The organism is Candidatus Neomarinimicrobiota bacterium (assembly GCA_017656425.1).
Classification (GTDB): domain Bacteria; phylum Fidelibacterota; class UBA2242; order UBA2242; family B5-G15; genus JACDNV01.
The window spans coordinates 58,498-73,649 of sequence record JACDNV010000005.1 but is presented as its reverse complement, the minus strand read 5'-3'; the positions used below and the strand labels follow the sequence as shown (position 1 = coordinate 73,649).

Annotated in this window: 17 protein-coding genes; 6 read left to right on the top strand and 11 right to left on the bottom strand. The window is 33.4% G+C overall.

The features are described 5' to 3' along the window. Window positions 1-17 precede the first annotated feature (17 nt). From H0Z29_04945 to H0Z29_04920, 6 genes are read left to right on the top strand one after another with little or no spacing between them, the layout of a single operon-like run. On the top strand, window positions 18-554 hold the full coding sequence (locus tag H0Z29_04945; GenBank protein MBO8130851.1) for an RNA polymerase sigma factor: 537 nt from the start codon (window positions 18-20) through the stop codon (window positions 552-554). Continuing rightward, window positions 551-1,138: a zf-HC2 domain-containing protein gene (locus H0Z29_04940; protein MBO8130850.1), complete on the top strand. Its 588-nt coding sequence runs from the start codon at window positions 551-553 to the stop codon at window positions 1,136-1,138. The genes H0Z29_04945 and H0Z29_04940 overlap by 4 nt, the downstream gene beginning before the upstream one ends. Window positions 1,139-1,151: 13 nt before the next feature. Further along, on the top strand, window positions 1,152-1,685 hold the full coding sequence (locus tag H0Z29_04935) for a hypothetical protein (protein ID MBO8130849.1): 534 nt from the start codon (window positions 1,152-1,154) through the stop codon (window positions 1,683-1,685). Beyond that, entirely contained in the window at window positions 1,682-2,236 is a 555-nt protein-coding gene (locus H0Z29_04930; GenBank protein ID MBO8130848.1) for a Spy/CpxP family protein refolding chaperone, read from the top strand. Before H0Z29_04935 ends, H0Z29_04930 begins: the two co-directional genes overlap by 4 nt. Continuing rightward, window positions 2,229-3,080, top strand: a complete 852-nt coding sequence (locus tag H0Z29_04925) for a hypothetical protein (GenBank protein ID MBO8130847.1) — start codon at window positions 2,229-2,231, stop codon at window positions 3,078-3,080. Before H0Z29_04930 ends, H0Z29_04925 begins: the two co-directional genes overlap by 8 nt. Next, window positions 3,077-4,027 carry a hypothetical protein gene (locus H0Z29_04920; protein ID MBO8130846.1) on the top strand — a complete coding sequence of 317 codons (951 nt, stop codon included), beginning with the start codon at window positions 3,077-3,079 and terminating at the stop codon, window positions 4,025-4,027. Before H0Z29_04925 ends, H0Z29_04920 begins: the two co-directional genes overlap by 4 nt. 560 nt (window positions 4,028-4,587) lie before the next feature. Here the strand turns inward: H0Z29_04920 and H0Z29_04915 are convergent. From H0Z29_04915 to mreD, 11 genes are all read right to left on the bottom strand, one after another. Next, on the bottom strand, window positions 4,588-4,752 hold the full coding sequence (locus H0Z29_04915) for a Trm112 family protein (GenBank protein MBO8130845.1): 165 nt from the start codon (window positions 4,750-4,752) through the stop codon (window positions 4,588-4,590). Window positions 4,753-4,794: 42 nt separating this feature from the next. Then, window positions 4,795-5,247 carry a transcriptional repressor NrdR gene (gene nrdR, locus H0Z29_04910; protein ID MBO8130844.1) on the bottom strand — a complete coding sequence of 151 codons (453 nt, stop codon included), beginning with the start codon at window positions 5,245-5,247 and terminating at the stop codon, window positions 4,795-4,797. 7 nt (window positions 5,248-5,254) lie between these two features. Further along, window positions 5,255-6,559, bottom strand: coding sequence for a serine hydroxymethyltransferase (locus H0Z29_04905; protein ID MBO8130843.1), 1,305 nt, complete (start codon window positions 6,557-6,559; stop codon window positions 5,255-5,257). A gap of 2 nt (window positions 6,560-6,561) precedes the next feature. Next, window positions 6,562-6,999 (bottom strand): ribose 5-phosphate isomerase B, encoded by a 438-nt coding sequence (rpiB, locus tag H0Z29_04900; GenBank protein ID MBO8130842.1) that lies wholly within the window; start codon window positions 6,997-6,999, stop codon window positions 6,562-6,564. Further along, a complete protein-coding gene (locus tag H0Z29_04895) occupies window positions 6,996-8,285 on the bottom strand; it encodes a hypothetical protein (GenBank protein ID MBO8130841.1) in 1,290 nt (429 codons plus the stop codon). The genes rpiB and H0Z29_04895 overlap by 4 nt, the downstream gene beginning before the upstream one ends. A gap of 15 nt (window positions 8,286-8,300) precedes the next feature. Then, window positions 8,301-9,449, bottom strand: coding sequence for a hypothetical protein (locus H0Z29_04890; protein MBO8130840.1), 1,149 nt, complete (start codon window positions 9,447-9,449; stop codon window positions 8,301-8,303). 47 nt (window positions 9,450-9,496) lie between these two features. Continuing rightward, window positions 9,497-10,690, bottom strand: a complete 1,194-nt coding sequence (locus H0Z29_04885) for a hypothetical protein (protein ID MBO8130839.1) — start codon at window positions 10,688-10,690, stop codon at window positions 9,497-9,499. Continuing rightward, on the bottom strand, window positions 10,641-11,474 hold the full coding sequence (locus H0Z29_04880) for a glycogen/starch synthase (GenBank protein MBO8130838.1): 834 nt from the start codon (window positions 11,472-11,474) through the stop codon (window positions 10,641-10,643). The genes H0Z29_04885 and H0Z29_04880 overlap by 50 nt, the downstream gene beginning before the upstream one ends. A gap of 179 nt (window positions 11,475-11,653) precedes the next feature. Continuing rightward, window positions 11,654-12,895: a rod shape-determining protein RodA gene (rodA, locus tag H0Z29_04875; GenBank protein MBO8130837.1), complete on the bottom strand. Its 1,242-nt coding sequence runs from the start codon at window positions 12,893-12,895 to the stop codon at window positions 11,654-11,656. Next, window positions 12,859-14,673, bottom strand: a complete 1,815-nt coding sequence (gene mrdA, locus H0Z29_04870; protein MBO8130836.1) for a penicillin-binding protein 2 — start codon at window positions 14,671-14,673, stop codon at window positions 12,859-12,861. The genes rodA and mrdA overlap by 37 nt, the downstream gene beginning before the upstream one ends. Window position 14,674: 1 nt before the next feature. Further along, window positions 14,675-15,151 carry a rod shape-determining protein MreD gene (gene mreD, locus H0Z29_04865; GenBank protein MBO8130835.1) on the bottom strand — a complete coding sequence of 159 codons (477 nt, stop codon included), beginning with the start codon at window positions 15,149-15,151 and terminating at the stop codon, window positions 14,675-14,677. Window position 15,152 lies beyond the last annotated feature (1 nt).

Sequence of the window (15,152 nt, the reverse complement as noted above, 5' to 3'; positions counted from 1 at the left end):
ACCTATTGTAGCTCTTTATGTCTAAAAAAGTGGTTAATTTGAAAAATCGGGACAGGTATTTGAATCAGGAAGAATTCAACCGTATAATACTGGAAAACTATAAAATGATATATCTGCTTTTTCTAAGAATGCTCAGGGACTATGAGGAGGCTAAGGATTTGACTCAGGATACATTTTTAAAGGCATATAAAAAAATTAATACTTTCAGAGGGAATTCAAGCATATCAACATGGCTATATCGAATCGCCATAAACACTGGAATAAATCATATAAAGAAAAGAAAAAGATACGTCAATAACTACGAAAAAGAGCCAACTCACGAAGACAACAACGACCAAATCTCTGTGACAAAATACGATCGTAGAATTTTATTGAAAGCAATATCAAAACTACCCAAGAAACAGCAATCAATAGTAATTCTCAGAGTATTTCACAATTTACCTTTTAAACAGATTGCAAGTATTATTGATAGCACCGAAAATGCCGCAAAAGTAAACTTTTCACATGCTATTAAAAATTTGAGAAATTATCTATTGAGGAAAAATAAGCTATGAATTGCAAAAAAGTGAGCATATTGATTCCATTATATGCTTTGGGAGAATGTAGCGATAGGGATAAAAATATTGTATTAGATCATATAAAAACATGTAGCAAGTGCAATAGCTTTTACTCTGATATCAAAAAAATCTATAGCTCTATCAGAATTGAAGAAAAGCCGGATTTGCCTGACATAGGAGCAGAGATAGTATTTAACGTCAATTCAAAAATCAATAAACTTGAAAAGAGAAAAAAAATGATAGGTAGAATTGTACCTTCAATTTCACTATTGATTGCCTTAATCTTTACAGTTGGAATTTTAACTATTAATAATCTCAGCTTTATTGGATTTAAAAAAGGTAATATGAATACAACATACGAAATACTAAAAGAAATAAACGATTATAGTTTCTACAATTTGATTATCAATTCTGATGAATCAATTGTGGATCAGATAAACAATATAGATGAAATAAAGAAAGAATTTATACTCTATACCATAACGTACCCTTCTGGCTATGAAGAAAGCAATATCATAAATGCAATGAAAGATGAGGAATTTGAGCATTTTGCAAAGCAATTATATGCTGGCTCATTATAAAAAGGAGTATGCAATGAAAATCTTAAAACTTTTAATTATTACCACAATTTTTATATCAATGGTAATAGCACAGGGACAACCTCCAAAACGACCGCCTATAAAACCAGTGCCTACGTGGGAAAGAAATATGCACGGAATGGGAAAAGCAGAGAGATTAAGAACAATTAAAATATGGAAACTCACAGAGTATCTCGACCTGACTGAGGATCAATCAACCAGGTTTTTCCCGAGGTTTAATAATCTTGAAGACATCATAAGAGATAAATACAAAGAAAAGATGTATCTAGTCAAAAAAATTGAAGAAGAAATCGACAAAAAAGATGGGTCCATCACAAGCAGAGAAGTCAATAGCTACATTGATAAGCTATATGGCATAGACAAGGATATCATTAATGAAAAAGAAAAATTTATACGAGGGCTGTCTGATATATTAACTCCAGAGCAGCAACTCAAGTACCTTATCTTTGAAGACAAATTCAGAATGCAAATGATGAAAGTTTTTATAAAGGAAGAAAAAGAGATAAAAAGAGAGGAGGATAAAAAATGAAAAGATTAATAGTTTTTTCAACAATCACCTTGCTTCTTGCAAGTACTATCTTTGGACAACAAATGCAAAGAAGAATGATACACAAAAAAATGATAATAGCTCCAGAAATGACTGAGAAGCTACAATTAACTGACGATCAAATCGCAAAATTGAAAGAAATACAAAGGAAATATAAAAAAGAGAGCATAAAACTTATGGCTGATTTGAAAATAGCAAGACTAGAACTTTCAGAACTTGTTGACAAAGAAGCTTCGGAAAAAGAAATTCAGAAGGCAATTGATAACGTGAATACTATTCGTGGAAAACTTTTGAAACTAAAAATTCAGAAGAAACTTGATATTGCAAAAGTATTGACTGATGAGCAAAAAAAATTGCTAAAAAAGTCAATGCCATTCAGACACTTACTAAGAGGTTATTGTCCGATGTCTGGAAAGGTAAAAATAAATGTAGATACCGATGAGATAATACCATGTTATGATATGGTCTGGTTTGATGAAAACATGTCGAATAAGGAAATAGAAGATATCAAAGTAATAGAATTAGATGAATAAAACTCTCGTAAAAGAAATAATTAAAATTGTAGAAAGGACAGAGATTGGAGATGGGGACCTGACCACAGAAGTGGTCACCCCATATCCAAAATTTGGCCAGGCACATCTTATCTCTGATGACGAATGCACTTTCGCAGGCAAAAAATTAGTTGACATATTATTTTCTGATTACCAAGATGAGATAAAACTACAATGGCATATTAAAGATGGCGACAAAATTAAAAAAAATCAGAAAATTTTTACATTTAATGGGAAAATACCGCATATATTATCAAGGAGGAGAATTCTCGAGTATTTAATCGGAAGAACTTGCTATATTGCAACAAAGACAGAAGAATACGTAAAATTTTTTGAACAATACAGTAAAAAACTTATAACGCCAAATAAAATAGTTCCCCTTTATGAGACCTTTGACAACTATGCATTTCAGATAGGTGGTGGTATTTTAAGAGGCGAAGGGCTCAAAGATTCAATTTATATTACAAATGAACACGTAAAATATGGCGGTGACATTGAAAGTATCCTTAAAAATATAACCTCCGAGCTTGGTCCGGCACGGAAAAATATAAAAATTGAGATTGAGGTGGAGAATTTCAATGACTTTATTAAAATAAATGACATGGATATTGATATGATACATCTTGTAAATATGAATGAAAAGGAAATAATAAAAATTTTTGAAAAAGCCAATCCAAAGAAGAAACCTGTATTACATCTATCTTCAATTAGTGATTGGAATCACACATATAAAGACCTATTTTTTATTTATTTAGCTATAGAGGATATTTACTATAACGTAGTCCCTATGAAGAATCGAATTGAAATAACTGGAGGACAAAAATGAAAAATTTAATAACAACACTGATTCTGATCACAGTCGTTCCAACCTTCCTAATTTTTATCGCATGCGAAAATACCACCGCTCCAGACATCAATGAAATAGTTGAGGCGCTGGAGGAAATCGTCCTGGCTGACAGCGTAATTATGATTGATGGACTCGATGACGAGGGTGCCATCGATCTGGAATATTCAGAAGGTCTGGAGAAGGCAGTTGGCGATACTTTCCCCTATGACTTTTTCCTTGTAAGATTCGGGAAAAAGTTTTCAGGTTCATTGAATAAAGATGTACATATTGAGGTAAATGGAGATACAGCAATCGCCCTAATAACTACTACTATCAATGCAAAATTCATAATCCACCTTCTTGACACAACAAACAGCACGGTAACTGTTATCGACTCAGTGAAAAAGGATTTTACAATCACAACAAAACAGAATCTAAAAATTGCCAAGTTTCGCAACACTGGCAATCCAAGAAAAGATTGGAAAGTAGTTGCCTTTACCCCTATATTAGGTAGATCTGACAATTGCGACTTAGAAATCACTAATATTAAATTATTTTATCTTGATACGACAGTAATGGACATTTCAAACGATCAGAATGAGTCCTTGCTAGATTTTTATATCGGAAGGGATACCTTTATTCATTTTAAACCAAATGTTAGATTTGATGTATTAATGACAGTGGAAAATCCAACACCATTTATCTATGAACCTAGCGAGTTAGCATTAGTGCATTATGGGTTAAGACGCGGGTTACTAAAAATTAGAAAACCCCTGCTGGATCCAGAAAATGATAATACATTTACAGGTAAAATAAAAATGCATGGTCATAACTCCCATATGTGCCGTATCTATTTTGACCTGATAGATCTTGCTTCTATTTTCGACAAAAACGCCCCAGTCAATTTCACATTCTGGGGATTACCTTATAGAGTCAGGAGACATTAACCACCTATCTCGGATGAAAAAGGGGGACAGACGTTCCCCTTTTTCATTTTTACAGCCTTAACTATATGCTGCTTATCACCAATATTACTGTTAAAAATTGACCTGTAATCGAAAGATATCCTATCGGAAAGATGATGTTACTAGTATCTTTGTAATTCAGCCACTAAATAATTGAAAGAATATCATTTCCTTTTAAAAGCCTATATAACTCACGAAGTAAACTTTTTATCCTTCACATCATAAAAACCTGTGATAAGAATACATATTCAATCTTTTCAGATTTTATTGGAATTACCTTTACTATTGTTTTGAATCACCAATAAATTTTATTTTTTACCCTCAGTGGCATTAAACACTTCAAAAGATACATCAAATCCAATAATTATTCCATCCCTATTCTTCCCAATCAAATATGGGATGAAAAAAAATATCCTTTCTTATAAAAATTTACTTCTTTCTTATACCTAATTCTTTGAGTATATTCGCAGGGCAAACAACTCTTAAACTTTCCGACCTAATTTTCTTCATATCTTTCGGATTGAATCTTTGCAGATTTCAGTTTAGTATTTTTCTGCCTCATCGATTAACATAATAGGGATATCGTCTTTAATCGGGTACTTAAGTCGACAACTTTCGCATATTAGTTTATCATTTTCCTGATCATATATAAGATCACCTTTACATTTTGGACATGCCAGTATTTCAAGCAATTCTTTTGAAATCATGCTTTTTCCCCTCTTAGGTATGAAGCTTTAATCAAAAATTTTTCATTTTAATGATAATTTATCTATCTGATTCCTGAATTCATCAAGGTCTTTAAACTTTTTATAAACCGATGCGAATCTTATATATGCGACCTCATCCAGCTCCCTCAGATGCTTCATAACAAGTTCACCAATTAAGCTTGACCTAACTTCACCAGTAGACTTTTCTTCTATCTCTTTCTCAATATCCATAACTATATTTTCAATTTTTTCAGAGGGAATCGGCCTTTTATTGCAGGCTATTTTAATGCTTTTCAACAGCTTTGATCTATCGTACTCTTCACGACTACCATCATTTTTTATTACCATTAAGGGATATTCAACAATGTATTCATAAGTGGTGAATCTTTTCCCACATACAATGCACTCTCTTCGTCTTCTTATTGCATTATTCTTTTGGGCAGGTCTTGAATCAACTACCTTTGAATCCATTGCATTACAATAGGGACATCTCATATCTCACCTAAATTTTTATCTCAGTATAGAGAGGAAAATTTCTGCATAGATCTTCCACTTCTTTTCTTATTTTCTTTTTTAAATTTTCATTCTTATGATCCGATAGTACCATATCAATCCACTTAGCTATCATCCTCATTTCCATTTCTTTCATACCCCTCGTTGTTAAAGCGGGCGTACCCAATCTCAATCCACTTGTAATAAGAGGACTTCTCTTATCAAAAGGTACCATATTTTTATTTGTTGTAATACCTGCTTCTTCAAGCGCAACCTCTGCCTCTTTTCCCGATATTGGTCTATCCGAAAGGTCAATAAGTACGAGATGAGTATCAGTTCCACCAGAGACGAGCTTATATCCGCGATTCAATAATTCCTCAGCAAGAGTTTTTGCATTATCTATTACCTGCTTACAATAAAGTTTAAATGATGGCTTTAAGGCTTCTCCAAAGGCAACCGCCTTTGCCGCTATTATGTGCATTAAAGGTCCACCCTGGATACCCGGCATAACATTGGAATCAATAATCTCGGACATCATCTTTACCCTACCGGACTTAGGGGCAACAATTCCAAAGGGATTTTCATAATCTTTCCCGATAAGAATTAAACCACCTCTTGGGCCCCTCAATGTCTTATGTGTCGTCGATGTGACCGCATGACAATATGGTAATGGGGTAGGATGAAAACCAGTTGCAACAAGACCAGCAGGATGGGCAATATCCGCCATCAGAAAAGCACCTACCATATCAGCAATCTCACGAAACTTTTTAAAATCTATCGTCCTCGGATATGCACTCCCCCCAGCTACAATCATTTTTGGTCTATGCTTTTTTGCAAGATCCAAAACCTGATCATAATCTATCATACCTGTATCAGGATGAACACCATATGATACAATATTAAAAAGTTTACCGGAAAAATTCACTGGGCTACCATGAGTTAAATGACCGCCATGTGCCAAATCCATCCCGAGTATGGTATCCCCTACATTTAGGAATGAGAAATAAACAGCCATATTTGCCTGTGACCCAGAATGGGGTTGTACGTTAGCGTACTCTGCATTAAATAATTTTTTGACTCTATCTCTTGCAAGGTCTTCAGCTTTATCAACAGCAAAACAACCACCGTAATACCTTTTATTCGGATACCCTTCCGCATACTTATTGGTCATTACACTACCAGCAGCCTCAAGGACAGCTGGACTGACAAAATTTTCTGAGGCTATCATTTCAAGGGTATACCTTTGACGGTTGATTTCAAGCTGAATGGATTCCAATACATCCGAATCTTGAATTTTTAGAAATTTATAATCCAAAATCACACCTCCATCTTCTTTACTTTTCGGACCCTTCTAAAATGTCTACCGCCTTGAAATTCTGTATTTAAAAAAGTATCAACGATCTTTTCCGCTTTCTTCTTGTCAGTATAATCCGCACCAAGGCAGAGCACATTTGCATTATTATGAGACCTGGCAAGGACGGCAAAATTCTCATCATAGCAGACTGCAGCTAGTATACCCTTTACTTTATTCCCAGCGATGCACATCCCCAATCCTGTCCTGCATATTAAAATCCCAAAATCAGCCCTTTTATGATTTATTAATAATCCTACTCTTTTAGCATAGTCAGGATAGTCGGCGGAAAGTTTTTTATCGACTCCTACATCAAGAACTGCGATACCTTTACTTTCAAGATATTCTTTCAGGGCACATTTTAAATCGTACCCACCGTGATCACTACCTATTGCTATATTCATTTCTCTTTACTCGGCTCTTCCTCTATCCAATTATAGTTTTCACCCATAGGCTTAAAGCTCTTTCTTAGATTACCTTTAGAGTCATGTCGGTTTAAAAACCAGTCTTCCTCAGTTGGTATTAGATACTGGGCAAGGTAATCAAGACGTGATTTGACATCTATCTCGCCTTTTTGATATGCCATTTTATATTTATCATAGGCAAGTTTATAAACAAGCTTGTCTTCAAAGGTTAATTTTTCTTTATTTACATAATACTCTGCTGTTGCATAGTATATATCCCCCAGCATTCTATAGACAAGCCCAGATTCACGATTGATTTGTCTTGCCCTAACTGCCCATTTATATGCTTCTTTAAACTTTAATATCTGAATATTAGACTTTACCAGTTCGTAATAAATGGATAAATCTCTAGGTGAAATATTTTTAACTATATATTCGTACGTTTTAGATGCGTCCCCATAATTACCTATGGACGCATAGAGCTTTGCCATATATTCCCATGCCTCTCTATTTCTCAAATTTGCCTGCGTTACCTCTTTTAAAACCGCAACAGCCTCATCGTATCTTAACCTATCCACCAGAGCTTTCGCATACTCAATTCCAGTTGCCACATCCGTTTTGTTATTCATCCATTGATCTTTTAGAACATCCAGAACATCCCTACCAAGTTTCTGATTAGCCATAAGCTTATCATTAATAGCCTGTTGATTATTGGGATCAATTTTTAGTATCTGTTCACATGCCCAGAGTACATCACGATACCTTTCCGCCCTAAAATACAATTTTGTAAGTGTCTGTAATATTTCAATATTCTCCGGTTCAATTTCTACCATTTTTTCATATTCCCGTATTTCCATATCAATATTTCCTTTCAAATGATAGATATAGGCTAGATTCCTGTGAATAAACATGTTTTTCGGTAAGTATTCTTCACCTCTTATATATACCTCCAGTGCACTATCAAGATATACCTTGTTCTCCTGTGCCAACATCTGGTAACACCTACCAAGATATGGGAAAATATCTTCTGCATACTTATCCTCACATCCTAAGGATAGCATGGTATTATAATTTTTAATAGCACTCCTCCAATCCTGATTTTGGTAGTAGCTATAAGCAAAACTTAAATACAATTTACATTTCATATCTCTAATAGAATCCTGCTTTGCTCTTTCTTCCGCTGAAATTACCTGTTCTTCACCAAGTTCCTCTGCTGGTGGTGGAACACAATAACTCAACAGAATGATAAACATTATAAAAAATAAAAATAATAATTTAGCTTTCATTTTCTACCCCGCATATTACTTTCTTATTTTTACAAACCACACCTCTCCCGTTGACACCCCAATGTTTATTGTTATCATATTTTCATTGATATTCTTAAAAAAATAACCCTTTCTTTTAGAATAAACAATTGATACATCAATTCTGCTACTATTATAATTAAATTCATAGCCAAAACCAAATGTAATACCATATTCATTCTTAAGATTGGCTGTTAGATTTGGATATTTATGATAAAATAAGCCTGTCCTCAAACTGAGTCTATTATAATATTTCCCTTTCGCTTTGATCCTGTAAGCTTTCTCATAACCACCCGATAAGAAGAACGAATCTTTACTTTTAGATTTTTTTATAAAGTAAACTTTCTTAAAGATATCCTCAGAGACATCAGTATATCTTAATTCGAAGTTGATTAAACGATTTTTGCCAAATTTCTTGTTTAATCCAAAACCATAGATGCTGTATAGATTAATATCTTCATATGAACCTGTCGAATCTATATCACAATAGAAGTAGTGATAGATTTTTCTCATTCTACTGCCGATATTTATATCTGTATAGACTAAAAATCTGGTATTCGCTATTTCGAACATAGCCCCGAAATTAAAATATCTGCCTATAATCTCATTATATTTTTCAAGGTAGCTATCATAACTACCGTCATCTTCAATATCAGTACTCACCACTTGTTTATAGTTTCCAATTACATAACCCAGGCCAAATCCCAGATGCATGTTTGCACTTTTTCTATAACCAGTACCCAGATAAAATCTTGATAGTCCTCCATCTACATCCACATTAGAACTATATTTTATTGTATCCCCTAAATCAACAGAACTTTTAAAGTTTGAAGTAAATTTTGCTCGCGCCTCTGGTCTAATTCCCATTACAATACCGACATTACGTGACACTGGGAACCCAAATGAAAAACCCATGAATTTGAAATAAGTGGTATTATAACCTATGGGGTCACTAATATTCTTTATATTCATTGCCCCGCATAACGAAACCCTTTTAAAATTAGACCATGTAGCAGGATTATAACTCTCAATGAAAAAAGAATCTGCTAAAGAAATAGCAGATTTACCAATACCAATACCTCTTACTGATTCATTATATAGCAATATACCCAATCCGTCACCGCTGAATTGCGACACCTGTGCCATTAGTAAAATCCTTGAAAAACAGAGTATAAGCAACAACCTCCTAATCATCACTTCTCTCTCATTAAAACTATTCTCGAAACCGGTCTTTTCATTAATTCATCGCACTTATATCCGTAAAAACTGACTATCGAAATATCAGGCGTATAATAAGATGAAGGCCAGAAAACCATTCTCAACTGGTCACCACTAGAAATTGCGCTTTGTAAACTTTTTGAAATATCCAATGTTACAACCTTGTCTGTTGGATATATTGCAACAGAATATCTGTTGATTGAGCTTGGGGAATATGAAATATCAAGCCAGGCAGATGTGTCAATATATGAGTAATATAGTACAATTGGGTTATTGTAGAAATAACTGTAGTTTTTATCAACATGTAATACCAATTCTGCCTTTGCTACAACATCAGTCGTCTTAAAACTGTCCTTTGGGATTACAACATTAAAAAATGACTTGTAGCCATATCCACAGGACACCAAAATATTATCAGCCGGGAATTCAGTATTCTTAAAATTAATAATCGACAGATCAGCATAACATTTATGCGAATATTCTAATGTATCGCCATTATCAATATAACTAATGTAAAGGATCGGCGTATCATCTCCATATTCGTGAGAGTGGAAGGCAATAAAATCATGGCTATTTGCATTATCCCATATTATTGCAAGCCCATTATTATTTTCATCTCTCCAATATGTATACAAAGTATCTGGTATATCTATAACTAAAGTATCATCAAAATTGACATAATATGAACCTAAAAATTTTCTTTCAACCTTTTCCAAATCAAAATTTGTAATATTTGAACTATCTTCGCGCCATAGGTCTTCAGTTTTATCAGTAATTAAAAATAACTTTATACCAACTGAATCTTTATTAAGTGTATCGGAGGTTAATACAGAAGAAATCAATGTTATTTTCATTGAAATTATTGAGTCCCTTTCAATATTCTTCAAATACCCACCAAATTTTAATAGTATAAAACTTGAAAATTTATCATTATCACCAACAAAGAGTAAAGGACTGTCTGAAAAATTTGAAGTATATTGAATTGATGTATCTATTATCGAAATAGAGCTGCTATCTATGTCATGAAATTCTACAGGAGATATATCCAAATTATAAAAAGGAACTCTTTCTTCACAGCTAAAGATAAAAAAAACTGAGAGAATAACTGAGATATAAAATCTATTTTTCAAAAATTTTAATGAAGTTATCTGCGATTTCCTGCCATTCATCAGGATCTTCCATATCTTTAATTGAAAACTTATGGACACACTTTCCTTTTACCACCTTTTTAAAAGACGATTCTTTATTATATAAACCATAGGGATTTGTTCCATCAATATCCACAAATATTATCTCATCAACTAATTTCATAGCCAACAATGAAACATCGACAAATCCTTCAACTATACACTTCTCATCAATATCCTTCACACCTAATCTTTCAAAAAAACTGATAGGATATAAGGATTTCTCACTTTTTGAATGTACAAAAAGCACTATTTTAGCATCTTTAGCAAAATTATTATCAATAAGCCCCATCCTTAAATAGACAGGTATAAGTCCCATCTGCCAGTCATTACAGATAATTACCTCAGGCTTCCATCTTAGATATTCTAATGTGGTAAGGGACGACACTGCAAAATAACCGAATTTATTATAATTCTTATTATTCTCTCCCTCCCCTTCCTCATAAAGCTTCTCGGGATCTTCTGGAGAAAAGTAATCCTTGTTTTCAAGGAAATATACCTGCACCTTGGTATTTGGAATAAAAGCAGACTTGACAGCCGCTTTCAACTCTGTCCCCATAAATTGAACATTCATGCTCCTCAATCTTATAACTTCTCGCAAAATATAACGCCTTTCACTAATAAACTCATATTTTGGCATCATTACACGAAAATCGTTCTTCCTTTCTATAAAAACATTCGGGAATTCTTTTGAAAAGGTCGCTAATTCATACGTTTCAGCGAAAGGCACAATTTCAGAGGTTAAAAAATAAAATCTTACAACCATGATTTTAGCTCTTTATTATTTTTTAATTTTAATTAACAAATCCTTCACGAGTATAAAAGATTTTATTAAGAAAATATGCGATAAAAAATTATTTTAACAACATTCAAAAATCCAAATTATCTTGTTAAAATTAAAAATTTTCGACTTAAAAACCAATTAAATACTTTTATGCTAAAAAGTTAAACTTTTCTACTCAAATTTATCACAATACCGAGCATTACATAGCAACATAAAAGAAATGAACCACCATAACTAATAAATGGTAAAGAAAGACCTGTTACTGGTAAAAGCCCCGCTGATACTCCAACATTAATAAATATATGAAGAAATAAAAATGATTGAAATCCAATTATCACAAGCGAACTAAATCTATCCTTTGCTTTATAGGCAGAATTCAGTAACAAAACCAACAATACAAAAAAGAGTATTAACACAGATACAACGCCAACAAAGCCATATTCTTCACCAACTACTGAAAAAACAAAATCACTATGTTGCTGAGGTAAAAATTTCAAATGTGTCTGTGTCCCCTGCCCAAATCCTTTACCAAACAAACCGCCCGAACCAATAGCTGTCTGAGATTGTATAACCTGGTAACCCACACCCTGTGGATCCTCCCAGACATTAAACATTGTAATTATACGTTTCTGCTGATAAGGCTTCAAATGATCCCAAATGAAAGGAGTAAAAAATCCAAGAGATAAATTGGAAATACCGACTAAGAACGACACCCAAATCCTTTGACTATTCAAATACAAAACAATTAACAAAATTATAACCCACACAAAAAATGAATAAAAGTTAAAAGCCGCTATAATACTGATAATAGGTGAGATCAACAAAAAAATATTGTATATATTGACTCCAGCCCAGTATAACATGGGTAATAAAGTAATCAGAAAAAGCACAGCTGTACTCAAATCTGGTTGGTTTAAAATTACAATAAAAGGTATTATAGTAAAAATCAATGGGATAAATATTGCATTGGGACTGTTAACATCCAATTTTTCTCCAGATAAATATTTAGCTACTGTTATCACAAAGAATATTTTCATAAACTCTGATGGTTGGAAGCTTAAAGGACCAAGTCTTACCCACCTATAGGTTTCACTCACCTTTATTCCAATTAAAAAAGGTAAAGCCAAAAGGGCTACACCTATCAGATAAAAAATGTAGGCGTTATCATATATAAACTTCTTCTTAGTAAAAAACATCACCACAAAAGCTATTATACTTATGAAAAACCATATAAGCTGTTTACCCACTGTCTTTGAAAAAAAAGCTATTTGTAACGGCTTTGATATGCTGTACAGTACTAATAATCCAAAAAGAGTTAATAAAAAAGATATCCCTATTATTATATAATTCTGACTCGTAATTATATTTACTTTTTTTCTGCTAATTTTTTCACCTCGTAAAATTTATTTTTATAATAATAATTCATCACATCTCCAGCTACTGCCGCAGCATTTGATCCGCCAGTACCCCCATGTTCAATTAAAACTACTATCACCAGTCTTTCGGAACCATCGGTAAACCCTATAAACCACGAATGGGGTTCTCCAAGAGGATTTTGTGAAGTTCCTGTTTTCCCATAAAACTTAATGTCTTTAAAATCCAGCTTAGCACGGATACCCGTTCCTTTTTTCCAATTTACAACTTTATACATCCCCCTCTTAACAAGTTCCCATACATCTTTTCTGATCACAGATATTGAATCAACCTTCGGAGTAAAAGTTACATATTGATCTCTCGATCTATCATAATACATTTTTGCTAGATGTGGCTGAACTACTTTACCGTCTGTTGCTATAATGGACGTAAATTTTGCCATTTGAATCGGAGTAACAAGTAAATCCCCCTGTCCAATAGCTAGATTTAATTTCATCCCTTCCGTCCATCCATTCACTCCAAATTTAGTATCCAGGAACTTTTCATCTGGCACAAGCCCCTCCTCCTCTATTGGCAAATCAATTCCCGTCTTTTTACCAAAACCAAATAACCTTGCATACTTCGCCCACAGGTTTATATCAATCTTTCTTATAAGAGTATAGAAAAACACATTACAACTCAATCCTATGGCATCAACTGGATCTATGATTCCATGTCCCCCAAGATTCCAGCATTTAAACCATCTTCTACCTAATTTATAATAGCCTGTACAATTGACCGTCCAATTACTATCAATAATACCTTCATTAAGTGCTGTAATAAGAGCAATGAGTTTAAAAGTTGAACCCGGTGGATAAAGACCCTGAGTCGCTCTATTAAAGAGGGGTTGTTCAGGATCATTCGTTAAAATATTCCATTGTTCTGGCTCAACAATACCAGAGAATAATTTTAAACTGTAATCAGGTTTGCTAACAAGACTTAATATTTCTCCATTGTCAGCATTCATAACAATTACCACGCCATGAGTATCACTTATCACGCGTTCGCAGTATTTCTGCATTTCCAAATCTATTGTTAAATACAAATCATTGCCCGGTGTAGGAGGAATATTTTTTCTCTCTTGTAAATTACCGAGAACTCTCCCATGTGCGTCCACCTGTAGATATTCATAGCCATCTTTACCTCGCAGAATAGTTTCATAGATTCTTTCCACACCTCTCCAGCCAATCAAATCTCCTTTCCTATATCCATATTTCTTAAACTTTATCAAATTCTCTCGATCTATCTCCCTAATATATCCGATTATATGAGATGCTCTTACTTCATCAATATATGCCCTGGTTGGCACATAAGTAAAAAGCACCCCTGGGAATTCCAATTTATGCTCCTCAATATATGTCAATACATTAAAATTAACATCTTCACTTATAGTAGCTGGGAAAAAATCGCCTTTCCAGTTTTTGATCACTCGTTTTCTAATCTCATTGATAGATACATCTATAACACTACTTATTCTTCTAAAAACTGTATCTGCTAAAGAACCTCTGATTTCATAAGGTATGACATTCAAATTGTATTGCGACTCATTATAAACAATTATTCTGCCCTTTCTATCATAAATATTACCTCTTGGAGCTTTTATCGGGATAATTCGAACACGATTTGCTTCTGCAATTTCAACAAATCTATTATATTCAACAATTTGCAAAATATAAAAACGTATTATAAGTATCAAAAAGGATACAAAAAGCAGTATGAGAGTTACATATTTCTTTACTGGGGTAGCATTATTTTGTGAATATACCATCTCATTTTTCCAAAGACAATAGCTTATCTATAATTACAAAAAGCATATAAGTGTAAAGAGTAGACGGAAATACATACCTCGAAATTACATAGAGTGGCGAAAGATCTGAACCAAGAAAATTGATCATGTAAAAAATGAGAAAGTGAAAAGTAACTATCAAAAAATTGAAAAAATAGAAAAGATATGAATTCATTTTTAACTTGCTACCCTTTAAATATCCAGAGATAAAACCTGTAATGGTTTTTACGAGTGCCGAAAGTCCTAGATAAGAACCCACTCCAATTGAATCTATTATTAAACCAAACAAAAAACCGGAAACCGACCCTGCGACTTTCCCTTGCAACCTTCCAGTCAAAATAACAAGAATCAATATAAAATCAGGTCTTATATCTTCTATCGTTAACCATTGTACAAAAATTATTTGTGCAAATAACACAACTATACAAATACCGATATACAATATGAATTTTGTAATCATT

Coding starts and splice junctions, on each gene's coding strand:
- H0Z29_04945 (MBO8130851.1), top strand. CDS start 18: ATGTCTAAAAAAGTGGTTAATTTGAAAAATCGGGACAGGTATTTGAAT.
- H0Z29_04940 (MBO8130850.1), top strand. CDS start 551: ATGAATTGCAAAAAAGTGAGCATATTGATTCCATTATATGCTTTGGGA.
- H0Z29_04935 (MBO8130849.1), top strand. CDS start 1,152: ATGAAAATCTTAAAACTTTTAATTATTACCACAATTTTTATATCAATG.
- H0Z29_04930 (MBO8130848.1), top strand. CDS start 1,682: ATGAAAAGATTAATAGTTTTTTCAACAATCACCTTGCTTCTTGCAAGT.
- H0Z29_04925 (MBO8130847.1), top strand. CDS start 2,229: ATGAATAAAACTCTCGTAAAAGAAATAATTAAAATTGTAGAAAGGACA.
- H0Z29_04920 (MBO8130846.1), top strand. CDS start 3,077: ATGAAAAATTTAATAACAACACTGATTCTGATCACAGTCGTTCCAACC.
- H0Z29_04915 (MBO8130845.1), bottom strand. CDS start 4,752: ATGATTTCAAAAGAATTGCTTGAAATACTGGCATGTCCAAAATGTAAA.
- nrdR (MBO8130844.1), bottom strand. CDS start 5,247: ATGAGATGTCCCTATTGTAATGCAATGGATTCAAAGGTAGTTGATTCA.
- rpiB (MBO8130842.1), bottom strand. CDS start 6,999: ATGAATATAGCAATAGGTAGTGATCACGGTGGGTACGATTTAAAATGT.
- H0Z29_04895 (MBO8130841.1), bottom strand. CDS start 8,285: ATGAAAGCTAAATTATTATTTTTATTTTTTATAATGTTTATCATTCTG.
- H0Z29_04890 (MBO8130840.1), bottom strand. CDS start 9,449: ATGGCACAGGTGTCGCAATTCAGCGGTGACGGATTGGGTATATTGCTA.
- H0Z29_04885 (MBO8130839.1), bottom strand. CDS start 10,690: ATGAATGGCAGGAAATCGCAGATAACTTCATTAAAATTTTTGAAAAAT.
- H0Z29_04880 (MBO8130838.1), bottom strand. CDS start 11,474: ATGGTTGTAAGATTTTATTTTTTAACCTCTGAAATTGTGCCTTTCGCT.
- mrdA (MBO8130836.1), bottom strand. CDS start 14,673: ATGGTATATTCACAAAATAATGCTACCCCAGTAAAGAAATATGTAACT.
- mreD (MBO8130835.1), bottom strand. CDS start 15,151: ATGATTACAAAATTCATATTGTATATCGGTATTTGTATAGTTGTGTTA.